The sequence below is a fragment of the Candidatus Pelagibacter sp. uisw_138 genome, assembly GCF_059512485.2.
The window spans coordinates 211,205-236,166 of record NZ_CM183453.2 but is presented as its reverse complement, the minus strand read 5'-3'; the positions used below and the strand labels follow the sequence as shown (position 1 = coordinate 236,166).

The following is a 24,962-nucleotide window of genomic DNA, read 5'->3' as shown; positions in this document are numbered from 1 at the left end:
TTAAAAAACTAACAAAATAGAATCAAATCATATGTCAAAAAAATTTAACGATATTTACCAAAATTCTTTAAAAAACCCTGAAGATTTTTGGCAAGAAGTCTCTAATGATATTTTTTGGTTTAAAAAACCTACTAAAATTTTAAATAAATCCAATCCACCTTTTTATAAATGGTTTGAGGATGGTGTTACCAACACTTGTTATAATGCTTTAGACATTCATATCGATCAAGGCAGAGGTGACAAGCTAGCTTTAATCTATGATAGCCCAATAACTGGCAACAAAAAGCAGTTTACCTATAAAGAATTAAGGGAAAAAGTTTCAAAATTTGCAGGAGCGCTAAAAAATCAAGGAGTCGACAAAGGTGATAGAGTTATAATCTACATGCCTATGATTCCAGAGGCAGTTATAGCAATGTTAGCATGTGGAAGAATTGGAGCAATCCACTCTGTGGTGTTTGGAGGTTTTGCCTCTAATGAACTTGCTAGCAGAATTGATGACAGTAAAGCAAAAGTAATAGTTACAGCTTCATGTGGCTTTGAGCCTGGAAAAACTGTTGAGTACAAACCATTGGTTGATGCAGCAATTAAGATGGCTTCTCATAAAATAGATAAAATGATCTTATTTCAAAGAATAGATCATACAGTTGAACTTAATGCTCCAAATGAAATCAGTTGGGGTGAAGCACTTTCAAATGCAAAAGAAGTAGATTGTGTCGAAATGAATTCAAATGATTTAGCTTATATTTTATACACCTCAGGAACTACAGGTGTTCCTAAAGGAATCGTTAGGGATATTGGAGGTCATATAGTTGCCCTTAAATGGACTATGAAAAATATCTATAATATTGATGCTGATGATGTCTGGTGGTCAGCAAGTGATATTGGGTGGATTGTTGGGCACTCTTATATTGTTTATGCCCCTTTATTTAAAGGTTGCACTACAGTATTATTTGAAGGTAAGCCCGTTGGCACTCCTGATGCTGGTGCTTTTTGGAAAATAATTTCAGACTATAAAGTAAAATCACTTTTTACAGCTCCAACTGCTTTTAGAGCTATTAAAAAAGAAGACCCTGAGGGTAAGTTTTTTTCTAAATATGATTTAAGTAAATTTGAATCATTATTTCTAGCCGGTGAGAGAGCTGACCCAGATACGATTAAATGGGCAGAAAATTTATTAAAAGTTCCAGTAATTGACCATTGGTGGCAAACTGAAACAAGTTGGGCAATTAGTTCTAATTGTACAGGAATTGAAATGATGAAAACAAAATATGGTTCAGCCTGTAAGGCAGTGCCTGGATATGATGTTCAAATCATGAAGCCAGATCAAACTTTGGCAAAACCTAATGAAATGGGAGATATAGTCGTAAAATTACCTTTACCTCCTGGAACTTTTCCAACGTTATGGAATGCGGATAAAAGATACAAAGATAATTATATGACGAACTATGAAGGTTACTATGAAACTTATGATGCAGGACATATTGATGAAGATGGATATATTTGGATTATGTCTAGAACAGATGATATTATTAATGTTGCAGGTCACAGATTGTCAACAGGTGCTATAGAGGAAGTTTTATCAGAACATCAATCGGTTGCTGAGTGTGCGGTATTAGGAATTGCTGATAAATTAAAAGGGCAATTACCAATTGGTCTAGTCGTTCTTAAGACAGGTGTTAAAAAAGATAACGAAACTATTTCAAAAGAATGCATAAAAATGGTTAGAGATACTATTGGACCAGTAGCAGCATTTAAAACTGTAATTGTTATTAAAAGATTACCAAAAACAAGATCTGGCAAAATATTAAGAGGAACTATTAGAAAAATTGCTGATAATGAAGAGTATAAGGTACCAGCAACTATTGATGATCCAGCCATCTTAACTGAGATAAAAGAAGACTTAATTAAAAATAATATTCTTAAGTAGTGATTAAAACATATCTAATTTTAATAGTTGCAATTTTTTTTGAAGTAGGTGGAACGATGTTGTTACCTGTTTCACAAAATTTTACAAAAATTATCCCAACTACTACTCTCGCAGTTTTTTATTTGCTGTCTTTTTATCTTATAACTTTTGTTGTTGATAAAATTCCAATTGCAATTGTTTATGCAACATGGAGTGGTCTTGGAGTATTTACTGTTGCAATATTAGGATATATCTTCTTTAAACAATCATTGTCTTGGCAGGCTGTATTAGGATTATTCTTTATTGTTTTTGGGGTTGTGCTTGTAAATAGCTTTTCTGTAAAAACTATTTAAAATTTTAAAGGCTTACCCTCAGGATCACCTAAAATTTTGCCCTCCCTCATTTTAATTTGACCATTAATGATTGTTGATACTGGTGTGCCTTTAAATTCATATCCATCAAAAGGTGACCAACCACATTTACTTTCAATATTTTCATTTTTAATTGTAATTTTTTTATTCATATCTACGATTGTGAAATCAGCATCAAATCCTTCTTTAATAAAACCTTTATCTTGTATCCCAAAAATTTTTACTGGATTTTCACATATAGAATTCATTAATTGCTCTAAACTTAATTTTCCATCATTAACATGATTTAACATAACTGGTAAAAGTGTTTGAACACCTGGCATGCCAGATGGTGAGTTTGGATATCTTTTTTCTTTATTCTCTTTTAAGTGTGGAGCGTGATCAGAACCAATTGTATCATTAAGATTATTTTTTACTCCATACCACAATCTATCATAATGAGACTTATCTCTTAACGGTGGATTCATTTGAGCATAAGTTCCAAGTTTATCATAACAATCTGGAGCGTAGATTGTTAAATGTTGTGGCGTAATCTCAAATGTTATGTTGCCTTTGTGTTGTGATAAAAAATCAATCTCTTCTTTTGTGGTAATATGAAGAATATGGGCTTTTTTCTTATATCTCTCGGCAATTCTAACTATTCTTCTAGTAGATGAGATTGCACATTCGGCACTTCTCCAAATTGGGTGTGAATGAACGTCTCCTTCTTTAATCAATTTTTTATTAATATTTAAAATTGCTTCATCCTCCGAATGTACTGCAACAACTTTTGAGCTGCTTTTAAATACTTTTTCAATATCCTCCTCCTCAGCAACTAAAAGGTTTCCAGTTGACGATCCAGCAAACAGTTTAATTCCACAACAACCCTCTAAATTTACCAAATCTGCTAACTCACTTGCGTTATCAGCTGTTGCTCCAAAATAAAATGCATAATTGCAATACATTCTATTTTTAGCTAAATCTAATTTTTTTTGAAATTCTACCTTGGTGGATGTTGGTGGATTAGTGTTTGGCATCTCAAACACACTTGTTATGCCACCTACTATTGCAGCCCTACTTCCTGAGTGTAAATCTTCTGTATCTGTTGACCCAGGCTCTCTAAAATGAGTTTGTGTATCAATGCACCCTGGTAAAACTGTTAACCCTTTAGCATCAAAAGTCTCTTTCGCTTCACTTTCAATTTTGCCAATTTTTATAATTTTACCGTCTTTAATTCCTATATCTTGACCTTTAAGATCTTTATCTATGTAGCATGAGCCATTTTTAATTATTAGATCTAACATTTATGAAAAAAGTAATTATATCATATTCAAGTATCAATCAATTATGAATATGCAAAAAGTATATATTTTAGAAGATAGAGGAATTCTCTACATAAATGGAGCAGATGCTAATGAATTTTTACAAAATATGATTAGCAATGACATTAATAAGGTCAATGAAGACAATAGTTGTTTTGCATCACTACTAACTCCACAAGGAAAATTTCTATTTGCTTTTATTGTTGTAAAACATAAATCTGGTTATTTCATAGATTGTGAAAAATCTCAAACAGAGGCTCTCTTTAAGCAACTGAGCATCTACAAGCTTAGAGCTAAAGTTGAAATTATGAATTTAAGCAATGAATTTGTAATTGCAGCATTTAGTCATGAAAAGTTTTTAAAATTTGAAGGTGTCAAGGATCAACCTGGAAACACAATAAAATATAGAGAGGACCCTATTTTATTAGACCCAAGAAATAAAGATCTGGGTGCAAGGCTTATTATTAATTTAGAAAAGCTTTACCTATCTTTAAAAAAATTAGAGCTAAAAGACTCCCCAATTACTGAATATTACGAATTAAGTCATGAACTAGGAATTGCTCAAAAAGAAATGAATAAATTACAAAATAAATTATTTGGAATTGAATGTAATTTTGAGGAGCTAAATGGAATAGATTTTAAAAAGGGTTGCTATGTTGGTCAAGAAAATACAGCAAGAATAAAACTAAAGAATAAACTTTCTAAAAGATTGTTAGCCATTCAATTAATTAGTGGAAAATTAACTGAGGGTGCTTCAATTTATGCTAATGATATTGAAATAGGTAAAGTATTGATTAATGATGAATATCCTTTTGCATTAATAAAATATCTAGATGAAAACTTTAAAAAAGACAGTGAATTAAAAAGTGAAAATTCAATTTTGAGAATAAAAATGCCAAATTGGATACGGTAGTGTGGCATAATAAGGAATGACAAGTATTAACCTAATTGATAAGTTTTGACATGGAATTTACACCAGAAGTAAGAAAAGCAACTGATCCTATTTATCAAAAAATCTCAAAGGTTATGCCTGAGATTGAGTGGTCAGTTCATGCTCCTTATATTCATAGAATTAATCAATTAAAAAAAGAAAAAAATGCAATTATACTTGCTCACAATTATCAAACTCCAGAAATTTATCACGGTATTGCAGATGTTGCAGCTGACTCGTTAGCTCTTGCAATTGAGGCTTCAAAAACTGAAGCTGATATTATTGTAATGGCAGGAGTTCACTTCATGGCCGAAACATCTAAGTTAATGAGTCCTGAAAAAAAAGTTTTACTTCCTGATATGACCGCTGGTTGTTCTTTATCATCTTCAATCACAGGTAAAGATGTAAGATTATTAAAGGAAAAATATCCAGGTGTGCCTGTTGTCTCTTATGTAAATACTTCTGCAGATGTAAAAGCTGAAACAGATATTTGCTGCACATCTGCAAATGCAGTTAAAATTGTAGAATCTCTTGGTGTTAAAAAGGTTATTTTTTTACCTGATGAATACTTAGCAAAATATGTTGCTTCTCAAACTGAAGTTGAAATTATCGCTTGGAAAGGTATTTGTATGGTTCATGACCAGTTCACTGAAAAAGAAATACATGATATTAGAGCAAAAAATCCTGGTATTAAAATAATAGCTCATCCAGAATGTCCACCTGACGTAATTAAGGCAAGTGACTTTGCTGGATCAACTGGTGGGATGATTAAATATGTTAAGGACAATCAACCAAAAAAAGTTATGATGGTTACTGAATGTTCAATGAGTGATAACATTCAAGTAGAAAACCCAAATGTAGAATTTATTAGACCGTGTAATCTTTGTCCTCATATGAAAAAAATTACATTACCAAAAATTTTAGATTGCCTAGAAAATGAAACTGGTGAAATCATAATGGATAAAGAGACAATAGAAAAAGCAAGAATTCCTGTTGAAAGAATGGTTGCGATCGGCAGATAATAAAGGTGTCTCAAATTAAATTAAGTAATTATTATATCAAGAATATTGTAAAGCTTGCTTTAAATGAAGATCTATATCCCTCTGGTGATATTACCTCAAACTTAGTTAAAAATAGCAAAATAATAAAAGTTAAATTAATTTCTAATCAACAAGCAGTAGTTGCTGGATTAGAATTTGCAAAACAAACATTTAAATTAATAGATAGTAAGATTAGATTTATTATTAAAAAAAAAGAAGGCTCCTTAATTAATAAGAATGATATAATAGCTACAATTGAGGGTAAAGTTGAAAATATTCTAATTGGTGAAAGAGTTGCTTTGAATTTTATGAGTCATATCTCTGGAATTGCCACTAAAACTAATCAATTTGTTAAATTGATTAATAAAAAATGTAAAATTTGCTGTACTAGAAAAACAATTCCAACCTTAAGGGTAATACAAAAATATGCCGTTAAGTTAGGTGGTGGTACAAACCATAGATTTAACTTAAGTGATGAATTTCTTATTAAAGACAATCATATTGCAAGCTCTGATATTAAAACCTTAGTGTCTCTTGCAATCAAAAATAAAAAAGGAAGAAAAATCACAGTAGAAGTTGATAATTTAAATCAACTCAAACAAATAATGGGTTTAAAATTTAATACTGTTTTGTTTGATAATATGAACAATAAAACACTTAAGGCAGGTGTTAAAATAGCCAAAAATTATTACGAAACTGAAGCTTCTGGAAATGTAACCCTAAAATCAGTTAAAAAAATTGCAGCAACTGGTGTTGATAGAATTTCTATTGGTAGCATCACTCATAGTGTGCCTGCTATAGATTTTAAATTAGAAATTTAATTTTTTTTAGACAACTCTGCTTGTGCAGCAGCTAATCTTGCTATTGGAACTCTATATGGTGAGCAAGAAACGTAATCTAAACCTGCATTTGCACAAAAGTGAATACTTTTAGGGTCTCCACCGTGTTCTCCACAAATTCCAAGTTTAATTTTTTTATTTGTTTTTCTTCCTTTTTCAACTGCAATTTCTATTAAATCGCCTACCCCATCATCTATAGAGATAAATGGGTCTATAGAAAAAATCTTATTATCAAGATAATCATTTAAAAATTTACCACTATCGTCTCTACTTAAACCAAATGTTGTTTGAGTTAAATCATTAGTTCCAAAACTAAAGAACTCCGCATGTTTAGCTATATCATCAGCTTTAATTGCTGCTCTTGGTAGTTCAATCATTGTACCAACTAAATAATCTACTTTAATTTTTTTATCTTTTTGAACTTCTTTTGCAACTCTCACTACTAAATCTTTCATTATTCTAATCTCAGCTTCAGTTGATACAAGAGGAATCATGATCTCTGGAAATGCCGACTTAATTTTTTTTATCTTAAGTTCAGATAAAGCTTCAAAGATTGCTCTACATTGCATTTCATAAATTTCTGGAAATGAAATTCCCAATCTACAACCTCTATGACCTAACATCGGGTTTTGCTCATGCAACTCATTAATTCGAGACTCAATTTCTTTTAATGGTAAACCCACAACTTTTGCCACATCATTAATTTCTTTTTCTGTTTTTGGAAGAAACTCATGTAATGGTGGATCTAACAATCTCACTGTTACAGGAAGGCCATTCATAATTTTAAATATTTGAATAAAATCTTTTTTTTGATGTGGTAAAAGCTTTTCTAGTGCTTTGTTTCTGTCTTCTACTGTTTTTGATAAAATCATTTCTCTGACAGATAAAATTCTTTCTTCATCAAAAAACATATGCTCTGTTCTACAAAGCCCTATACCTTCAGCACCAAAGTCTCTTGCAGTTTTTGTGTCTAATGGTGTTTCCGCGTTAGTTCTTACTTTTAATTTTCTAAAATTGTCCGCCCAGCTCATCAATTTAGAAAAGTCTCCTGAAATTTCTGGTTTAACTGTTGGCACTTCTCCTAGAATAATTCTTCCCGTTGATCCATCAATTGTAATAATATCTCCTTCTTTAATTTCAACAGAAGATGTTTTAAAAGTTTTTGCATCATAGTTAATATCAATCTCACTAGAGCCAGAAACACATGGTCTTCCCATGCCTCTTGCAACCACTGCAGCATGACTAGTCATCCCACCTCTTGCTGTCAAAATTCCTTTTGCAGCGTGCATTCCATGAATATCTTCAGGTGACGTTTCAACACGTACTAAAATAGTATCCTGCATAACATTATTTAATCTTTCTGCTTCCTCTGATGTGAAAACAACCTTACCACTTGCAGCACCTGGAGAAGCTGGCAAGCCTTTTGCAATAACATTTGGTGTACTTTTTTCATCCAGTGTAGGATGTAACAATGTATCTAAAGAAGAAGGATCTATTCTCATTACTGCTTCTTTTTGAGAAATCAGTTTTTCCTTAACCATATCAACTGCAATTCTAACAGCTGACTTTGAGGTTCTTTTTCCAGACCTTGTTTGTAGCATCCACAATTTATTATTTTCAACTGTAAATTCTACGTCTTGCATGTCTTTGTAGTGTTTTTCTAAAATCTTTAAAATCTTATCCAATTGTTTAAATACTTTAGGCATAGCCTCTTCCATCGAAGCTTCTTTTACTTTTGCATCTTTTCTTGCTTTTTTTGTAATGTACTGAGGAGTTCTTGTTCCTGCGACCACATCTTCTCCTTGAGCATTAATTAAATATTCACCATATACTTCATTAACACCATCTGATGGATTTCTTGTAAAGACAACCCCAGTTGCACAATCATTACCCATATTACCAAATACCATTGATTGAACATTAACTGCCGTTCCCCATTCAGCAGGAATTTGATTTAATTTTCTATAAACTTTTGCTCTGTTACTTTCCCAGGATAAAAATACAGCACTAATAGCACCTAATAATTGATCGTACACATTCTGAGGAAATTCTTTTTTTGTTTGATCTTTAATAACTTTCTTAAAATCATTAATTAATCCCTCCCAATCATTCGCATCAAGATCTGTGTCTAAAAGAACACCTTTAGTTAGTTTGTAATTTTCAATTAACTCTTCAAAGTGATAGCCTTCAATATTCATTACAACATTACCATACATCTGAATAAATCTTCGGTAACTATCATTTGCAAATCTGCTATTAGAAGTTTTTTTTGAAAGTGCAATAACAGTTTTATCGTTTAAACCTAAATTTAAAATTGTATCCATCATTCCTGGCATTGAAACTCTTGCACCAGATCTCACAGATAATAATAAAGGATTTTTTAAATCACCAAATTTTTTTCCAACTTCTTTTTCGATAATTTTTAGTTCTTTTTTTATAGTACTAACTAATTTTGAATTTAGTTTTTTCTTATCTTTATAAAATAATTCACAAACTTTTGTTGAAATTGTAAAACCAGGAGGAACTGGGAGTCCCATTCTGCCCATTTCAGAAAGATTTGCACCTTTTCCGCCTAAAAAATTTTTTGGATTTTTAATTTTTTTAGAATCTTTTGATTTAAAATTTAAAATTAAGTTATTCACTATTTGATTTCTATATTTGAAAAATTTATGTAATTGTCAAATGTTCTACATAACATTTGTAAAAGTTCCAATCTGTTTTTTTTAATATTTTTATCATCATCGTTGACCTTAACATTATCAAAAAACTCTGAGGTTACTTTTTTAGCACTAGCTAGAATTTCAAGCGTTTCCTTATAGTTTTCATCTTTACCAATATTAGCAAAATATTTTCTTATTTCATTGATCTTTTTAAATAGATTTTTTTCATAGTCATTTTTAAAAATACCAGAGTCAGTTGTATTTGATAGTTCAAGATTTGTATTTTTCAACTCACTATCTAGTATACTAGAGGCTCTCTTGTAGCTTGTAATAATATCCCCTCCTATTTCTTTGTTAATTAGTCCATTAAGTGTTGAAGCTTTTTTATATATTTTATTCAAGTGGTCTATTCCATGCGCTTTTATACTGGCATCTATTACCTCTGCTCTAATTTTTTTCTCTTTCATGTAATATTTTAATCTGTCCATTAAAAAATCAGACAGTTCTTTTTGAGATGAATCGTTTGAAAAATTAAAACCTTGGTTTTTATGAAGTGAAGTAGAATAACTAATAAGATCTTTAATTTTAAATTCTTTATTATTATCGATTAATAGCCTTATTACACCAAGTGCAGCTCTTCTAAGTGCATAAGGATCTTTTGAGCTTGTTGGTTTTTGATTGATCCCAAAAAACCCAACTAAAGTGTCAATTTTATCAGTTAAAGCTAGAGCAATACTAAATGGTTTTTTTGGTGTCTTACTATTAAGTCCAGTTGGTAGATAATGTTCACTTACAGCTAAAGCTATTTCTTTATCAAAACCTTGTACTTCAGCAAAATGTCCACCCATAATTCCTTGGAGCTCAGGAAATTCACCAACTATATCAGAAACTAAATCAACTTTACAAATTGATGCTGATAGTTCAACTTGATCTTTACTAATCAATAGTTCATCAGAGATCATTCCTCCAAGTTTTCTCATTCTTTGAATCTTGTCAAAATAAGATCCAAGACCTTTAAAATAATTCATACTTTTTAATCTTGAAACTTGTTTAACTAAATTTTGAGATTTATTTTTCTCCCAAAAAAATTGTGCATCACTCAATCTTGCTTCTACAACTCTTTCGTTACCCAGTTTGATATAACCTTTTTCATCATTGTTATTTGCCACAACTAAAAATTCGTTGGTAATTTTTCCTTTTTTGTTAAATGTTGGAAAATATTTTTGGTGATATTGCATTGTAATTATCAAAATTTCTTTTGGAATATTCAAAAATTTCTGATCAAATTTACATATAATAATATTCGGTTGCTCAACTATATCTGTGACTTCATCTAAAAGTTTATTATTTGACTCAACAATAAAATTGTTTTTATTAGATATTTTTTCAATTTCTTTAATAATAAATTCTTTTCTTAGTACGTGATCTATAATTATTCCTGATTGATTGAAGAAATCTTTATAACTTTTAAAATTTTTAAATATTTTCTTTTTATCTTCAAACTCTTTATCGGTAAATGTTGTGTTAGAAGATATTAAATGATGAAATTTAAAATCTAGACTTTTATCATCAAAAACTGCTAAAATAGATTTTAGCGGTCTTGCCCAGCTAAGATTATAGTTTCCCCAAACCATGGATTTTTTCCATTGTAATTTATCAAGGATTAGAGGTGTATATTTTTGAAGTAAATCTATGGTATTAATTTTATTTGATGATTTATTGAAAAAATAGAATTCTCCTTTTTCTATCTTTTTTTTAAGGAGATCTTTTTTATCTATTTGATTTGATCTTAAAAAACCCTCTATAGCTTTTTCTGGTGCATTAACATTTGGTCCTTTTATTTCTTCAGCTTTTTGTGTTATTTCCTTAGATAGACCCTCAAATAAAATTATAAGACGATTTGGCGTTGAAAATGAAGAGCTTTTTTTAAATAAAATTTTTTTTTCTTCAAATAAATTTTGAAAATTTTCTAATAAAGTATTACGTGAGTTACGCTGTAAACCAGCTGGTATTTCCTCACTGAACAGCTCTAAAAAAAATTCTGACATTAATCTGTTTGACTGCTCAACCAACTTTCGGCAGCAGCTTTTGTAATGTCTCTAATACGGCCTATATAACCTGCTCTTTGAGCAACACTTATAACTCCTCTTGCATCCAAAATATTAAATACATGGCTTGCTTTTAAACATTGATCATATGCAGGTAGTGAAATTTTTTTTTCTACTAATGCTTTTGCTTCAAGCTCAAACATATCAAACATTTTGAATAGATTATCTGTATTAGCGTGTTCAAAATTATATGCAGAGAACTCTTTTTCTGCTTGAAGAAACACATCCCCATATTTTACACCTTCATCATTCCATAATAGATCATAAACATTTTTCATTTGTTGAGTAAACATACAAATTCTTTCAAGACCATATGTAATTTCAACTGAAACAGGCTTGCATTCAAATCCAGCCATTTGTTGAAAATATGTGAATTGAGTAATTTCCATTCCATCACACCAAACTTCCCATCCTAAACCTGCCGCACCTAAAGTTGGACTTTCCCAATCATCTTCAACAAACCTAATGTCATGTTCTTTGTGATTAATACCAATAACAGCCAAACTATTTAAATAAAGTTTTTTGATATTATCTGGTGATGGCTTTATTAAAACTTGAAATTGATAATAATGCTGCAATCTATTTGGATTCTCTCCATACCTTCCATCAGTAGGTCTTCTAGATGGCTGAACATAGGCTGCCTTCCACGGCTTAGGTCCTAGAGATCTTAAAGTTGTAGCAGGATGAAAGGTTCCAGCCCCTACCTCAATATCGTATGGTTGAAGAATAACACAACCATGTTTACCCCAATATTTTTGAAGATTCAAAATAGTATCTTGAAATGATTGAAATTTAGGTTTTATAATTTTTTCTTTAGAAGCCATATCTTTGCCAGATAGATCTTTCCTCTAAAATATTTGCTAGTTGATCCATTTGATTGCTTGATGAGGAAAGTTTTTTGCTTAACCAGCCTTTAGATTTTTCAAATTTTTTAATAACAACATCTTCACCAAATTTTTCTTTTAAGATTTCATTAGCATTACCTAATCCATCAATCAAACCTAGCTCTTTTGATTTACTACCTGCCCAAAACTCTCCTGAGAATAATTCAATACCATCTTTTTTAAGTTTAGATCCTCTGCTTTCTTCTACAACTTTAATAAAGTCTTTATGTAGATCTAATTGAATATTCTTAAGTCTCTCAATATCCTCTGACTTCTCTTCTTGAAATGGATCTAGTGAACTTTTATTTTTTCCTGCCGTATGAACTCTTCTTTCTACACCAATTTTTTTAATCAATTCTGTAAACCCAAAAGATGAATAAATTACTCCTATAGATCCAATAATTGAGCTTGAATTTGCATATATCTCATCACCTGCACAAGCTATTAAGTATCCACCAGAAGCTGCAACATCTTCTGCAAATACTATTACTTTTATTTTGTTTTTCTTGGCTTGAGCTCGAATAAATTTATAGATTAAATGTGATTGTACGGGTGATCCACCTGGTGAATTGATTGTAATTGCCACTGCTTTAGCTTTTTTTAGTGAAAAAGCTTTTTCTATAATCTCTTCTTGTCCTGCAAAATCTATGCCTTGTTTAAACTTTCCAGCATTACCAATCACACCATTTAGCTTGATATGAGCTATTATTTTTTTCTTTTTAAAAAAAGAGAACATTGTTAATCCTTATAGAATTTTTGATTTAATATAAAGCCTACTTATAGTTGAAGATTAAGGTGCGTCAATTGATAAGTAATAAATATAACTTAATTATACTAACTTATTTTTTATGGGAACTGTAGTTCAGCTAAGAAACCAAATAAATAATTCATATTATCAACTAAAAGATTCAGTAGATGAAAAATTAGTTTTAGTTGAAGAAAAAATTAAATCAAAACTCCTGAGTGAAGTTGATCTGGTTCAAAAAATGACTGAATACCATATTGACTCTGGTGGAAAAAGATTAAGAGCTTTATTAACTCTTGGTTCTGCTAAGTTGTGTGGCTATACTAAAGGAGGCCGAGACATTAATTTAGCCGCATGTGTAGAGATGATACATGGGGCAACTTTAATGCATGATGATGTCATTGATCTTGGAAATATTAGAAGAGGTAAAAAAACATTAAATTCAATTTGGGGAAATCACTCTTCTGTATTAATTGGAGACTATCTTTTAAGTAGATGTTTTGAGATGATGGTTGATGATGGGAATATAGAAGTTTTAAAACTTTTATCCTCAACTTCTTCAAAGATTGCTCAGGGAGAAGTATTACAACTACAACACAAGAGTGAAGTTGATATGTTAGAGGAAACCTATTTTAAGATTATTACAGCAAAAACAGCTGAACTTTTTTCTGCAGCAACTAAAGTTGGTGCAATTCTATCTAACAAAGAAACAAAAGAAAAAGAAGCACTAGAGTTTTATGGAAAAAACTTAGGCTTAACATTTCAAATTGCTGATGACACACTAGATTACAATTCTGATCTAAAATTTTTTGGCAAAAAAATTGGTAAAGATTTTCTTGAAGGTAAAATTACACTACCTGTGATTTTATTATTTCAAAATGTATCACCAGTAGAAAAAGATAAATTGAAAAATATTTTTAAACAAGAAACAAGATCAAATGAAGATTTAAATTTTACTTTAAAGCTTATTAAAAAATACAACATAATCAATGAGTGTCACAAAAAAGCTGAACATTTTATTAATCTTGCATCAAATTCTTTAACTGTATTTAAAGATAGTGATGAAAAAAAGATTTTAGAAAGTCTCACTTCGTTTAGTCTACAAAGAACCTTTTAAGGACTTAATAAAGATTTAACCCAGTTACCCTCATTATCTTTGGTATATTTAAGTCTTTCATGAATTCTGCTATCTCCATCTAACCAAAATTCTATACTCGTAGGTATTAAGTTCCAACCCGACCAATGCTCTGGTCTTGGAACGTCATTTTTATTGCTATATTTTTTTTTATATTCTTCTATTGAGCTTAAAAGCTCATCTCTATTATTTAATATAGTGCTTTGTTTTGAGGCCCATGCTCCAATTCTGCTCTCATAACCTCTGCTGTTATAATATTTATCTGCTACTTCATTAGAAACTTTTTGTACTATTCCATTAATTCTTACTTGTCTTAGAAGGCTTTTCCAATGAAAGCACATTGATGCTTTTGGGTTATTTTTTAATTCATTTCCTTTTTGACTATTTAGATTGGTATAAAAAACAAATCCATTTTTGTTAAAGTCTTTTAATAAGACCATTCTAATTGATGGAGAATTATTTTCATCTGATGTGGCTAAAGCTAGTGCATTTGGATCATTTAATTCTGTTTTTTTTGCCTCATTCATCCAAACTTCAAATAAATCTATTGGATCTATTTTATCTAAAAAGCATTTATTAAGGCCTAATGAGTTTTTTTGATTCATAATTTTAACAAAATAATCTATATACTATAGATAATGTCATTTAATACTTTTGGAAAGCAATTTCGTTTCACTACATGGGGAGAATCTCATGGCCCAGCATTAGGCTGTGTCGTTGATGGTTGCCCACCTAATATAAACTTAAAAGAGCAAGATATTCAAGTTGAGCTAGATAAAAGAAAACCAGGACAATCAAAATTTACAACACAGAGAAAAGAAGATGATAAAGTTCAAATTTTATCGGGTGTATTTGAAGGCAAAACGACTGGGACGCCTATTTCTTTAATTATTTACAATCAAGATATGAGATCAAAAGATTATGGAAATATCAAAGATAAATTTAGACCTGGGCATGCTGATTTTACGTACTTTAAGAAATATGGAATAAGAGATTACCGTGGTGGTGGAAGATCCTCTGCAAGAGAAACGGCTGCAAGAGTTGCTGCAGGTGCAATTGCTAAAAAAGTTTTAGAGAATAAATTAGGTAAAAAATTTAAAGTTGTAGGTGCTGTTACTCAACTGGGAATATTGGGATGTGATACTAGCAAATGGAACGATCTAACAATTAATAAAAATCCCTTTTTTTGCCCTGATAAAAATATGCTAAAACTTTGGGAAAAATATTTGCTAGATATAAGAAAATCTGGATCATCTTGTGGTGCAATTATTGAGGTAAGAGCTAGAGGAATTCCTGTTGGCTTAGGTGCTCCAATTTATTCTAAATTAGATATGGATATTGCTTCTGCAATGATGAGTATTAATGCTGTTAAAGGTGTTGACATTGGTTCGGGAATGAACTCTGCGCAATTAAGTGGAGAACAAAATTCAGATGAAATTTCACAAAAAGGTAAAAAATTAAAATTTGATTCCAATAATGCAGGTGGAATTCTTGGTGGTATTTCAACGGGACAAGAGATTGTTGTTTCATTTGCTGTCAAACCAACTTCGTCTATTTTAACAACTAGAAAAACTATAGATAAGTTTGGAAAAAATACTACAATTTCCGTTAAAGGTCGGCATGACCCTTGTGTTGGCATTCGTGCAGTACCAGTTGGAGAAGCAATGATGAATTGCGTTTTATTAGACCATTATCTAATGAATAAAGCTCAGTGTAGCTAATTTCTTTAAATTTAATTTTTAACTACTTTTATCGACTCTTTTGTAAATAAAATATCTAGTATTTTTTTTGATATTTGAGATGCATTAAGACCAGCAACGTCATACATTTTTTTTGGACTGTCTTGTTCGATAAAAATATCAGGCAATATCATGGCTCTAAATTTTAAACCTTTATCGAATATACCTTTTTCTGATAATAAATTTTCTACATGAGAGCCAAAACCTCCAATAGAGCCTTCTTCTACAGTAATCATTACCTCATGTTCTCTTGCACACTTTAAAATAAGCTCTTGATCTAAAGGTTTAGCAAAACGTGCATCAACTATCGTTGATTCAATTCCTTTATTTTTTAATTCTGCAGCTGCGATTTTGCATTCTTCCAATCTAGTTCCTATACTTAAAATACAAACCTGTTTTCCTTCTTGAATAATCCTTCCTTTTCCTATTTCTATTTTTTCATCTATAGATGGTAATTCCGTTCCAATGCCATTTCCTCTTGGGTATCTAATAGCGCAAGGTTTGTCGTTAATAATCATAGATGTATTTATCATTTTAACTAATTCTGACTCATCGCTTGGTGCCATTACTATAAAATTAGGAAGAGTAGAGAGATAAGTAATATCAAATGAACCAGCGTGAGTTGATCCATCAGCACCTACCAAGCCTGCTCTATCTATTATAAATCTCACAGGTAAACTTTGGATAGCGACATCATGAACTACTTGATCATAAGCTCTTTGTAAAAAGGTCGAATAAATTGCAACATATGGTTTATAACCTTCCGTTGCTAGTCCTGCAGCAAAAGTCACTCCATGCTGTTCAGCAATTCCAACATCAAACATTCTTTTTGGAAAATCTTTAGCAAAAATATCCATACCTGTTCCTCCTGGCATAGCAGCAGTAACGCCTACGACTTTACTGTCTCTTTCTGCATGTTTAACTAAGGTATTTGCAAAAACTTTTGTATAAGCTGGAAGGTTTGTTCCACTTTTCACCTGTTCACCAGTTACAACATTAAATTTTGAAACACCATGATAATGATCACTAGCTTTTTCAGCATAAGAATAGCCTTTACCTTTTTGAGTTTTTACATGAATCATTATTGGGCCTTGATGTTTTGAGTCTCTTGCATTTTTTAAAATTGGTATAAGTGTAGATAAATCATGTCCATCTATTGGACCAACATAATAAAAACCTAAAGAATTAAAAAAAGTACCACCAGTTACAGCTGATCTTAAAAAATCCTCAGCTTTTCCAGCTTTTGCACTAAATCTTTTAGAAAAAGCAGAAGCTATTAATTTAAAAGTTTCTCTTAAACTAAAATAAATTTTTCCTGTTAAAAGTTTAGCTAAATAGGTTCTCATAGCACCTACTGGTTTTGCAATCGACATATCGTTATCATTTAAGATAACAATCATCTTAGTTTTTGAAGCACCTGCGTTATTCATCGCCTCATATGCCATACCTGCACTAATTGCACCATCTCCTATGACTGCAATTATATTGTTTAATTTATTAGATAATTTGCTTGCTTCTGCCATACCTAGAGCAGATGATATTGATGTTGAGCTATGTGCTGCACCAAATGGATCATACTCACTCTCAGATCTTTTTGTAAAACCAGACAATCCATTACCTTGTCTCAAAGTTTTAATTTTTGACTTTCTTCCAGTCAAAATTTTATGTGGATAAGTTTGATGACCCACATCCCAAATCAGCCTGTCATTTGGAGTGTCAAATACATAATGCAAGGCAACAGTTAGCTCAACAACCCCAAGACCTGCACCTAAATGTCCTCCCGTTTCAGATACTGCTTCAATCATCTCTTTTCTAACCTCATTAGAAACTTCTTGAAGATCACTCTCTGATAATTTTCTTAAATCAGAAGGAAAATTAATATCTTTTAAAAATTTGTAGTCTTGCATTATTTATTTCTTTCTAAAATATAATCTAAGGTTTCTTTTAAACTATTAGTGTTTGAACTATATTTATTTAAATCTTTAATTATTTTAGACTTAATTTTGTCAGCATATTTAATAGCATTTTGATATCCTAGTAAACTGATTAAAGTAGCTTTACCTTTTTTCTTGTCTTTGCCTGTTATTTTACCAGCAATGACTGTAGAGCCTTTAAAGTCTATTAAATCGTCAGCAATTTGAAATAAAAGTCCAATATTTGACCCTATATTTTCAAAAAACTTTATTTGCTTATTATTTTTTCTTTTAATTATAATTGGAACAGCACAACAAAAGCTAAAAAGTTTACCAGTTTTTTTTATTTCCATCTCTATAATTTTATTTTTAAAAACTTTTTTTTTTTCAAAACTAAGATCTAAATACTGACCACCAGCTATTCCTAAATGTCCAGAAGACTCAGATAGTTTTTTTACTAAATCAACTTTTATTTTTTCATTTATCTTTAAGTTCGAACTAACCAAGATTTCAAAAGCCATTGTTAAAAGTGAGTTTCCCGCAAGTACCGCTGTTGATTCTCCAAATTTAATATGTGTAGAAATTTTTCCTCTTCGTATTTTATCATCATCCATACAGGGTAAATCATCATGTATTAATGAATAAGCATGAATGCATTCAACTGCAGCACCAATAGAAATTAATGTTTTATAATTAATTTTAAATATAGCTCCTATATCAATTAAAATTTTTGACCGAATTTTTTTCCCACCTGGAAATAAGCCATATTCCATAGCTGAAACTAATTCAGTTCTTTTTTGTTCTTTAATAAATCGCTTTAAAAATAAATTTGTATCTTTTGCTATTCTAGCAAGTTTATTTTGCATTTTTTTTTGAACTTATATTGTTAATTTTTTTTTTTGTTTCTTCATTGATCATTTTTGAAGTTTTATGGAATTTTTTTTCAATAGTATTATTTAATTTTAATAACCGCTGATATGAGTCAATTGAATTCTGTAAGTCTTTTTCTGACTCTAAAGACTCAATAATATTATTTGCTTCTTTTGTTAGCTCCTCAAGAGACTGTGTGTTATTATCAAGTGGTAAATTTTTATCTTTCATATAATAATAATTATTAATACATGAAATCCAATCAATCAAATATCAAAAAAGCAAAAAAATACCTTAATAAAAATTACTGTATTGGCGTACCTACTGAAACTGTTTATGGTCTAGCAGCCAATGCATACAAGAATTCAGCAGTAAAAAAGATTTTTAATTTAAAAAAAAGACCAAAAAACAACCCTCTAATTGTACATTATCACGATATCGATTCTCTTAAAAAAGATTGTTTGATAAATGATAATTTTACTAAACTTTATAAAAAATTTTCACCTGGCCCAATAACATACGTATTACAATTAAGGAAAGATTCTAAGATTTCTAAATATGTTACTAATAATAAGAAAAGTTTAGCAGTAAGATTTCCAAAACACGTATTATTTAAAAATTTACTAAAACAGTTAGATTATCCATTAGCTGCACCTAGTGCTAATATCACAACAAAATTAAGTGCCGTTAAAGCAAAAGATGTTAAGGAAGAATTTGGAAATAAAATTAAATATATTTTAGATGGAGGTTTATGTGCTATTGGAATAGAATCTACAATAATTGACCTTACAGGCAAACCATCCATACTAAGATTGGGTGGTCTTGATATCCTAAAAATTAAAAAAACTTTAGGTTTTAAGATAAATATATCTATTAATCCTAAGAAAAAAATAGCACCTGGTCAATCTTGTTTACATTATTCTCCTGGTATTCCTTTACGTATGAATGTGACAAAACCAAATAATGATGAAGCCTTTATAATGATTAAAAAAAAAAAAACTAAATCAAAAAACTATTTTTATCTAACTTCTAAAAATAATTTAGATGAGGCTGCAAAAAATCTTTATTCTTGTTTAAGGAAAATAAAAAATAAAGGTTATAAATCAATTGCTGTAGAAAAAATTATAAATAAAGGATTAGGAAAAGCTATAAACGATCGTCTATACAGGGCATCAAAATTTTAATAACTATTTCTTTCTTTTGCAAATTATCATAAAATACATATTAAAAAATTACTAGATGAAAAATTTAATAAAAAAAATTGTATTAGTTAAAAAACGTATTGAATTTTGTAGATTTGGTAGAGCATATTCTACTGGATCATATAATTTTAATAATTTTTTTTTTAAATTTATGAAAACTATTCATAATAAAGAATTTGTTGAACGGCAGGCTTATTTATCAAATATCAATGTAGATAATTTTAATCAAAATGGGTTCTTTAAATTTGGTATTAATAAATTATTAAGCGATAAATCTAAAAAATCATTAGAAAATTTGAGAAATAATTTTCATACATTGAATTTTGATAGTAAGTATCAACAAAAAAGTATTTTACAAACTTTAGATATTAAAACTGATGAAGATATAATTAATATTATTGACGATTTATCTGACATTATTACAAAATATATGGGTTGTTTGCCTGTAGTAATCAAAATGGAATACTGGTTTTCGCCCAATGAAGAGAACCAGCCAAATAGAAGTCAAGAATTTCATACAGACGGTGAAGATATCAAGCAAGTAAGGGTTTATATACCTGTTGAAGAGATTACCGTAGACCATGGGCCACTATCTTTTATAGATGCTAAAAAAAGCTATGAGATATACAAAAAATTAAAAAAAGAAAAATTTATAAAAAATAAAACTGAAAAAGTCCCTGATGAAGTGATCTATAAATTTTTATCAACAAGCGAAAAAGAAGAAGCTACGCTTAAACTTAATGAGGCTTATATGTTAGATACATGTAGATGTTATCATTATGGGAGCAGAAAGTCTAAATATAAAAGAAAGTTGATAGTTTTAACTTTTCAGACACCCTTCTCAATTGATGTTCCCATATTTTCAAGGAAAATTAATTCAAAGAAATTCATAAGTAGAAAGCATCAATTAATATATTCATTTTTAGAAGACAACTATTACATTAAAAGAGATAATTACAAATCCACAAGATTTAAAATTAAAATACAATGAATTCAATTTATTGTGATAATAATCATTTGTAATTAAATTTTATATAAAGTGAATAGCCTCAAAATATTATAATGATAAATTCAACAAACAATAGATTACAAAGAATTTTTAATTTTTAAAATAAATATAACCAACTTAATTCCACCATTTTAGTTCATTTTTGAGGTAACTAAAGGAGATATCTATAATTTATATTGGATAAAATGGTGCGCCTGCTAGGAGTTGAACCCAGAACCTCCTGATCCGAAGTCAGACGCTCTATCCAGTTGAGCTACAAGCGCATATAGTATTAGTATTAGTATTACATTTTATGGAAAAAAACATTAATTTAATAGTTGGAGAAGATGAAAGTAATCTTAGGCTTGATGTATTCATTAATAAAAGAGAGAGTTTAATTAGCAGAACTAGAATTAAGAATTTAATTCTTAAAAAAAAATTAAAAATAAATAATCATATTGTTAATAACCCATCAAAAAAAGTGCTGATTGGAGATGAAATAAATCTTCAAATTCCAGAACCTAAAGAAGCATCCTTAAAACCATATAACTTTAAATTACAAATTGTTTATGAAGATGATGATTTATTAATAATCAACAAACCAGCAGGTATAATTATGCACCCAGGTGCAGGAAATTATGATGAAACAATTGTTAACGCCTTAATGCATTATAACAAGGACTCTTTATCAACAATAGGTGACGAACTAAGACCAGGCATAGTTCATAGAATTGACAAAGACACGTCAGGATTAATAGTCATTGCTAAAAATAATGAGACACACGAAAATTTATCACATCAATTTAGCGAGCACACGATTATAAGAGTTTATCAGCTCTTAATTTGGGGAAAACTTAGACCTTCTTCCGGGAAAATCGATACCTTCATAACTAGAAGTTCAAAAAATAGACAAATGATGGAGGTTAGTAGTTCTAAAGGTAAAAGAGCAATCACCAATTACAAAACTATAGAGATTTTTGAAAATGATAAAACACCCACACTAAGTTTGGTTGAATGTAGATTGGAGACAGGAAGAACACATCAGATAAGAGTTCACATGACACATATGGGCAACAGCATTATGGGCGATGGTAAATATAAAAAGAAATATAAAAAACTTAAAAATATCGATACTAGCTTAGAAAACCTAATTTATAAATTGGATAGACAATTTCTGCACGCACAAACACTGGGCTTCATTCACCCTAAAACTAAAGATGAAATGACTTTTACCTCAATTTTACCACAAGAACTTGAAAATATTTTAATATTGCTTAGAAATACTGACAAATAAAACCTTGAAATAATACTATAGTTAACTAAATAAATAAAACTATGAGCGCTACAATAAAAAGTAATCTTCCAGCACTATCTAATGAAGGTGGTTTATCTGTTTATCTTGAGCAGATTAAAAAATTTCCTATGCTGGCAGCTGAAGAAGAATATATGCTAGCAAAAAATTGGAAGGCAACAGGCAATGTTAAAGCTGCAGAAAAACTTGTTACTAGCCACCTTAGACTCGTGGCAAAAATTGCGATGGGTTATAGAGGATATGGTCTTCCAGTAAATGAAATGATTTCAGAAGGAAATGTTGGGTTAATGCAAGCTGTTAAAAAATTTGAACCGGAGAAAGGATTCAGATTAGCAACTTATGCAATGTGGTGGATTAGAGCTTCTATCCAAGAATACATTCTAAGATCTTGGAGTTTAGTAAAAATAGGAACAACAACTGCACAAAAAAAATTATTTTTTAATTTAAAGAAAATTAAAAATCAAATTGCGCCTCAGTCTGAAGGTGACTTAAGACCTGAACATGTAGATGAAATTGCTAACAAACTAGATGTTAAAAAAGATGAAGTGATTTCAATGAATAGAAGACTTTCAGGTAAAGAGTTTTCTTTAAATGCTCAGGTTGGAGAAGATGGTGACGAATGGCAAGACTGGTTGGTAGATAAAGAGCTAGACCATGATCTTAAATTTGCACATCAAGAAGAAATGGGTCAAAGACAAAGCTTACTTAAAGATTCTATAAAAATTCTTAATGAAAGAGAAAAAGAGATTTTGTATTCCAGAAGATTAAATGATGAGCCTACAACGCTTGAAGATTTAAGCAAAAAATATGAAATTAGTAGAGAGAGAGTTAGACAAATTGAAAACAAAGCATTTGAAAAGCTTCAAAAACACATGTTGCTATCTGCTAAATCTAAAAACTTACTTCCAGTAAACTAAACTTCAAAAGGATTCTCTAAAAGAATTGTATCTTCTCGCTCAGGGCTTGTTGAGATACTTGAAACTTTTGTCCCAACAAAATCTTCTAATGCATATATATAATTTTTGGCATTTTCCGGTAAAGCTTCAATATTTTTTATTCCTTGGGTAGAACTTTTCCAGCCAGGAAAAGTTTTATAAATTGGTTTGATTTTTAACTGATCCTCAACAGCAGCTGGTAAGTACTCCATTTTCTTTCCATTAAGTTCATATTCAACACACATTTTAATTTCATCTAATTCATCTAAAACATCTAATTTAGTTAACGCTATTCCATCTATACCTGAAATTTTAATTGTTTGTCTAACCAAAACACCATCAAACCAACCACATCTTCTTTTTCTACTAGTGACAGTACCAAATTCTTTTCCTCTAGAACCAAGTAATTCTCCAATATCATCTGTTAACTCAGTAGGAAAAGGTCCTTCACCAACTCTGGTTGTGTAGGCCTTTGTTATTCCAAGAACATAATGAATAGAATTAGGACCACAGCCAGTTCCTGTAGCTGCAGCAGATGCAACAGTATTAGATGATGTTACAAAAGGGTAGGTTCCATGATCTACATCAAGCAGTATTCCTTGTGCACCTTCAAATAATATTCTTTTTTTTTGTTTTTTAAACTCATCAATTCTAAGCCACACGGGTTGAGAAAACTTTAATATTTCTGGAGCAATCTTTAAAAGTTCTTCTTTAAGTTTGTTTTTTTCAAAATTTTTTTTACCCAATCCTTTTCTAATTGCATTATGATGAAGTAGTACTGTTTCTAATCTGTGGTCTAGATTAGTCTCAGATCTTAAATCCATAACACGGATTGATCTTCTTCCTACTTTATCTTCGTAGGCTGGCCCAATTCCTCTTCTTGTTGTTCCAATTTTTCCTTTTCCAGCAGCATCTTCTCTTATTTCATCCATCTCTCTATGAAATGGCAAAATAAGATTGGCAGATTCTGAAATTATAAAATTATCTACATTAACCTCAACACCCTTAGATTTAATTTCCTCTATTTCTTCTAATAGTGCCCAAGGGTCAACAACGACTCCATTTCCTATAATAGAAATTTTATTTTTTCTTACAATCCCAGAAGGAAGTAGTCTTAACTTATAAGTTATTCCATCAATTACTAATGTGTGTCCAGCATTGTGTCCTCCTTGAAAACGGATAACAATATCTGCTTGGTCAGATAGCCAGTCAACTATTTTACCCTTTCCTTCATCACCCCACTGAGACCCAACAACTACAACATTTTTCATTATCTAAATTTTTTTTCTACTGTTACTGAACTTAAATGGTTGATAGGTCCATGACCTTTACCAAATTTAAGATTTGAATTTATTGAATTGTGTACATACTTAGTTGCGAGCTCACAAGATTTCTTTAAGGTTTTTCCACATGAAAAGAATGTAGAAATAGCAGAAGAAAGGGTACAACCAGTGCCATGCGTATTCCTGGTTGTAATTCTTTTATTTTTTATAATGAAAATTTCATTTTTATTTACAAAAATATCTTGGACAATTTTAGACTCTAAATGACCACCTTTTATAAAAACATTTTTTGCACCTAATTTGATTAATATGCTGGCAGCAAAAATCATATCTTCCTTTGTTCTTATCTTAGTTTTAGTTAATATTTCAGCTTCTGGAATATTGGGAGTTATTAAACTAACTTTTTTAATTAATTCATTTTTTAATAATTGAATTGCCTTATCATCAATAAGTTTTGCGCCACCTTTAGCAACCATAACAGGATCTAAAATTATTTTTTTAACTTTAATAAGATTTAGTGAGTGAATTACTGATTTTATTACTTTTGTAGAATGTAACATCCCAATTTTTACAGCATCTGGTTTAATGTCTTTTGAAGTAAATTCTATTTGGTTGGAAATTTCCTTTGGATCAATTGGCACTATTGATTTTACACCTGTTGTATTTTGAATTGTGACTGCTGTTATTGCTGTCATTGCATACGAACCTAAAGCAGTGATAGTTTTAATATCAGCTTGAATACCAGCACCACCAGATGAATCTGATCCAGCAATAATTAATATTTTAGATTTTGGTTTCAA

The 24,962-nt window shown here is 30.2% G+C and carries 22 protein-coding genes and 1 tRNA gene; 11 read left to right on the top strand and 12 right to left on the bottom strand.

Features of this window, described 5'->3' with window-relative positions:
- Positions 1 to 31: 31 nt before the first annotated feature.
- Together AC5YGC_RS01195 and AC5YGC_RS01190 are read left to right on the top strand one after the other, a co-directional pair.
- Entirely contained in the window at positions 32 to 1,927 is a 1,896-nt protein-coding gene (locus AC5YGC_RS01195) for an AMP-binding protein (protein WP_496139840.1), read from the top strand.
- Complete coding sequence (locus AC5YGC_RS01190; protein WP_415323670.1) at positions 1,927 to 2,259, top strand: DMT family transporter; 333 nt, start codon at positions 1,927 to 1,929, stop codon at positions 2,257 to 2,259. The genes AC5YGC_RS01195 and AC5YGC_RS01190 overlap by 1 nt, the downstream gene beginning before the upstream one ends.
- Here AC5YGC_RS01190 and AC5YGC_RS01185 read toward each other — a convergent pair.
- Positions 2,256 to 3,560 (bottom strand): dihydroorotase, encoded by a 1,305-nt coding sequence (locus AC5YGC_RS01185; protein ID WP_496139839.1) that lies wholly within the window; start codon positions 3,558 to 3,560, stop codon positions 2,256 to 2,258. The two genes, AC5YGC_RS01190 and AC5YGC_RS01185, sit on opposite strands and share 4 nt — an antisense overlap.
- 49 nt (positions 3,561 to 3,609) lie before the next feature.
- Between AC5YGC_RS01185 and ygfZ the strand changes: the two genes are divergently transcribed.
- From ygfZ to nadC, 3 genes are read left to right on the top strand one after another with little or no spacing between them, the layout of a single operon-like run.
- Positions 3,610 to 4,491: a CAF17-like 4Fe-4S cluster assembly/insertion protein YgfZ gene (gene ygfZ, locus AC5YGC_RS01180; protein WP_496139838.1), complete on the top strand. Its 882-nt coding sequence runs from the start codon at positions 3,610 to 3,612 to the stop codon at positions 4,489 to 4,491.
- Between the two features lie 50 nt (positions 4,492 to 4,541).
- Positions 4,542 to 5,531 carry a quinolinate synthase NadA gene (nadA, locus tag AC5YGC_RS01175; protein ID WP_496139837.1) on the top strand — a complete coding sequence of 330 codons (990 nt, stop codon included), beginning with the start codon at positions 4,542 to 4,544 and terminating at the stop codon, positions 5,529 to 5,531.
- Between the two features lie 5 nt (positions 5,532 to 5,536).
- Positions 5,537 to 6,370, top strand: a complete 834-nt coding sequence (gene nadC / locus AC5YGC_RS01170) for a carboxylating nicotinate-nucleotide diphosphorylase (protein WP_496139836.1) — start codon at positions 5,537 to 5,539, stop codon at positions 6,368 to 6,370.
- On the opposite strand, the gene ppdK is transcribed toward nadC, so the two are convergent.
- The 4 genes from ppdK to AC5YGC_RS01150 are packed head-to-tail and all read right to left on the bottom strand — an operon-like array spanning position 6,367 to position 12,776.
- A complete protein-coding gene (gene ppdK / locus AC5YGC_RS01165; RefSeq protein ID WP_496139835.1) occupies positions 6,367 to 9,030 on the bottom strand; it encodes a pyruvate, phosphate dikinase in 2,664 nt (887 codons plus the stop codon). The two genes, nadC and ppdK, sit on opposite strands and share 4 nt — an antisense overlap.
- Positions 9,030 to 11,096, bottom strand: coding sequence for a glycine--tRNA ligase subunit beta (gene glyS / locus AC5YGC_RS01160; RefSeq protein ID WP_496139834.1), 2,067 nt, complete (start codon positions 11,094 to 11,096; stop codon positions 9,030 to 9,032). Before glyS ends, ppdK begins: the two co-directional genes overlap by 1 nt.
- A complete protein-coding gene (locus tag AC5YGC_RS01155) occupies positions 11,096 to 11,980 on the bottom strand; it encodes a glycine--tRNA ligase subunit alpha (RefSeq protein ID WP_496139833.1) in 885 nt (294 codons plus the stop codon). Before AC5YGC_RS01155 ends, glyS begins: the two co-directional genes overlap by 1 nt.
- Complete coding sequence (locus AC5YGC_RS01150; RefSeq protein ID WP_271482881.1) at positions 11,970 to 12,776, bottom strand: S49 family peptidase; 807 nt, start codon at positions 12,774 to 12,776, stop codon at positions 11,970 to 11,972. The genes AC5YGC_RS01155 and AC5YGC_RS01150 overlap by 11 nt, the downstream gene beginning before the upstream one ends.
- A 112-nt stretch (positions 12,777 to 12,888) precedes the next feature.
- Here AC5YGC_RS01150 and AC5YGC_RS01145 point away from each other — a divergent pair, with 112 nt between their 5' ends.
- On the top strand, positions 12,889 to 13,902 hold the full coding sequence (locus AC5YGC_RS01145) for a polyprenyl synthetase family protein (RefSeq protein WP_496139831.1): 1,014 nt from the start codon (positions 12,889 to 12,891) through the stop codon (positions 13,900 to 13,902).
- On the opposite strand, the gene pdxH is transcribed toward AC5YGC_RS01145, so the two are convergent.
- The gene (gene pdxH / locus AC5YGC_RS01140) at positions 13,899 to 14,525 is read right to left on the bottom strand and encodes a pyridoxamine 5'-phosphate oxidase (protein WP_496139830.1); all 627 of its coding nucleotides are present in this window, start codon (positions 14,523 to 14,525) and stop codon (positions 13,899 to 13,901) included. The two genes, AC5YGC_RS01145 and pdxH, sit on opposite strands and share 4 nt — an antisense overlap.
- A gap of 33 nt (positions 14,526 to 14,558) precedes the next feature.
- Between pdxH and aroC the strand changes: the two genes are divergently transcribed.
- Positions 14,559 to 15,641: a chorismate synthase gene (gene aroC / locus AC5YGC_RS01135; protein ID WP_496139829.1), complete on the top strand. Its 1,083-nt coding sequence runs from the start codon at positions 14,559 to 14,561 to the stop codon at positions 15,639 to 15,641.
- An 11-nt stretch (positions 15,642 to 15,652) separates the two neighbouring features.
- Here aroC and dxs read toward each other — a convergent pair whose 3' ends face one another.
- Genes dxs through AC5YGC_RS01120 form a run of 3 tightly spaced genes read right to left on the bottom strand, consistent with a single transcriptional unit; the run spans position 15,653 to position 18,673 of the window.
- Positions 15,653 to 17,566 carry a 1-deoxy-D-xylulose-5-phosphate synthase gene (dxs, locus tag AC5YGC_RS01130; RefSeq protein ID WP_496139828.1) on the bottom strand — a complete coding sequence of 638 codons (1,914 nt, stop codon included), beginning with the start codon at positions 17,564 to 17,566 and terminating at the stop codon, positions 15,653 to 15,655.
- Positions 17,566 to 18,438, bottom strand: coding sequence for a polyprenyl synthetase family protein (locus tag AC5YGC_RS01125; protein WP_496139827.1), 873 nt, complete (start codon positions 18,436 to 18,438; stop codon positions 17,566 to 17,568). Before AC5YGC_RS01125 ends, dxs begins: the two co-directional genes overlap by 1 nt.
- On the bottom strand, positions 18,428 to 18,673 hold the full coding sequence (locus tag AC5YGC_RS01120; protein WP_496139826.1) for an exonuclease VII small subunit: 246 nt from the start codon (positions 18,671 to 18,673) through the stop codon (positions 18,428 to 18,430). Before AC5YGC_RS01120 ends, AC5YGC_RS01125 begins: the two co-directional genes overlap by 11 nt.
- 20 nt (positions 18,674 to 18,693) lie before the next feature.
- On the opposite strand from AC5YGC_RS01120, the gene AC5YGC_RS01115 reads away from it, so the two are divergent.
- Together AC5YGC_RS01115 and AC5YGC_RS01110 are read left to right on the top strand one after the other, a co-directional pair.
- A complete protein-coding gene (locus AC5YGC_RS01115; RefSeq protein ID WP_502314031.1) occupies positions 18,694 to 19,626 on the top strand; it encodes an L-threonylcarbamoyladenylate synthase in 933 nt (310 codons plus the stop codon).
- Between the two features lie 55 nt (positions 19,627 to 19,681).
- Positions 19,682 to 20,635 carry a hypothetical protein gene (locus tag AC5YGC_RS01110; RefSeq protein WP_496139825.1) on the top strand — a complete coding sequence of 318 codons (954 nt, stop codon included), beginning with the start codon at positions 19,682 to 19,684 and terminating at the stop codon, positions 20,633 to 20,635.
- A 204-nt stretch (positions 20,636 to 20,839) separates the two neighbouring features.
- Here AC5YGC_RS01110 and AC5YGC_RS01105 read toward each other — a convergent pair.
- Positions 20,840 to 20,916 (bottom strand) — tRNA-Arg (locus AC5YGC_RS01105).
- Between the two features lie 29 nt (positions 20,917 to 20,945).
- On the opposite strand from AC5YGC_RS01105, the gene AC5YGC_RS01100 reads away from it, so the two are divergent.
- Together AC5YGC_RS01100 and rpoH are read left to right on the top strand one after the other, a co-directional pair.
- The gene (locus AC5YGC_RS01100; RefSeq protein WP_496139824.1) at positions 20,946 to 21,926 is read left to right on the top strand and encodes an RluA family pseudouridine synthase; all 981 of its coding nucleotides are present in this window, start codon (positions 20,946 to 20,948) and stop codon (positions 21,924 to 21,926) included.
- Positions 21,927 to 21,967: 41 nt separating this feature from the next.
- Entirely contained in the window at positions 21,968 to 22,861 is an 894-nt protein-coding gene (gene rpoH, locus AC5YGC_RS01095; protein WP_496139823.1) for an RNA polymerase sigma factor RpoH, read from the top strand.
- Here the strand turns inward: rpoH and AC5YGC_RS01090 are convergent.
- On the bottom strand, positions 22,858 to 24,150 hold the full coding sequence (locus AC5YGC_RS01090) for an adenylosuccinate synthase (protein WP_496139821.1): 1,293 nt from the start codon (positions 24,148 to 24,150) through the stop codon (positions 22,858 to 22,860). The genes rpoH and AC5YGC_RS01090 overlap by 4 nt on opposite strands.
- A complete protein-coding gene (gene thiD / locus AC5YGC_RS01085; RefSeq protein WP_496139820.1) occupies positions 24,150 to 24,962 on the bottom strand; it encodes a bifunctional hydroxymethylpyrimidine kinase/phosphomethylpyrimidine kinase in 813 nt (270 codons plus the stop codon). Before thiD ends, AC5YGC_RS01090 begins: the two co-directional genes overlap by 1 nt.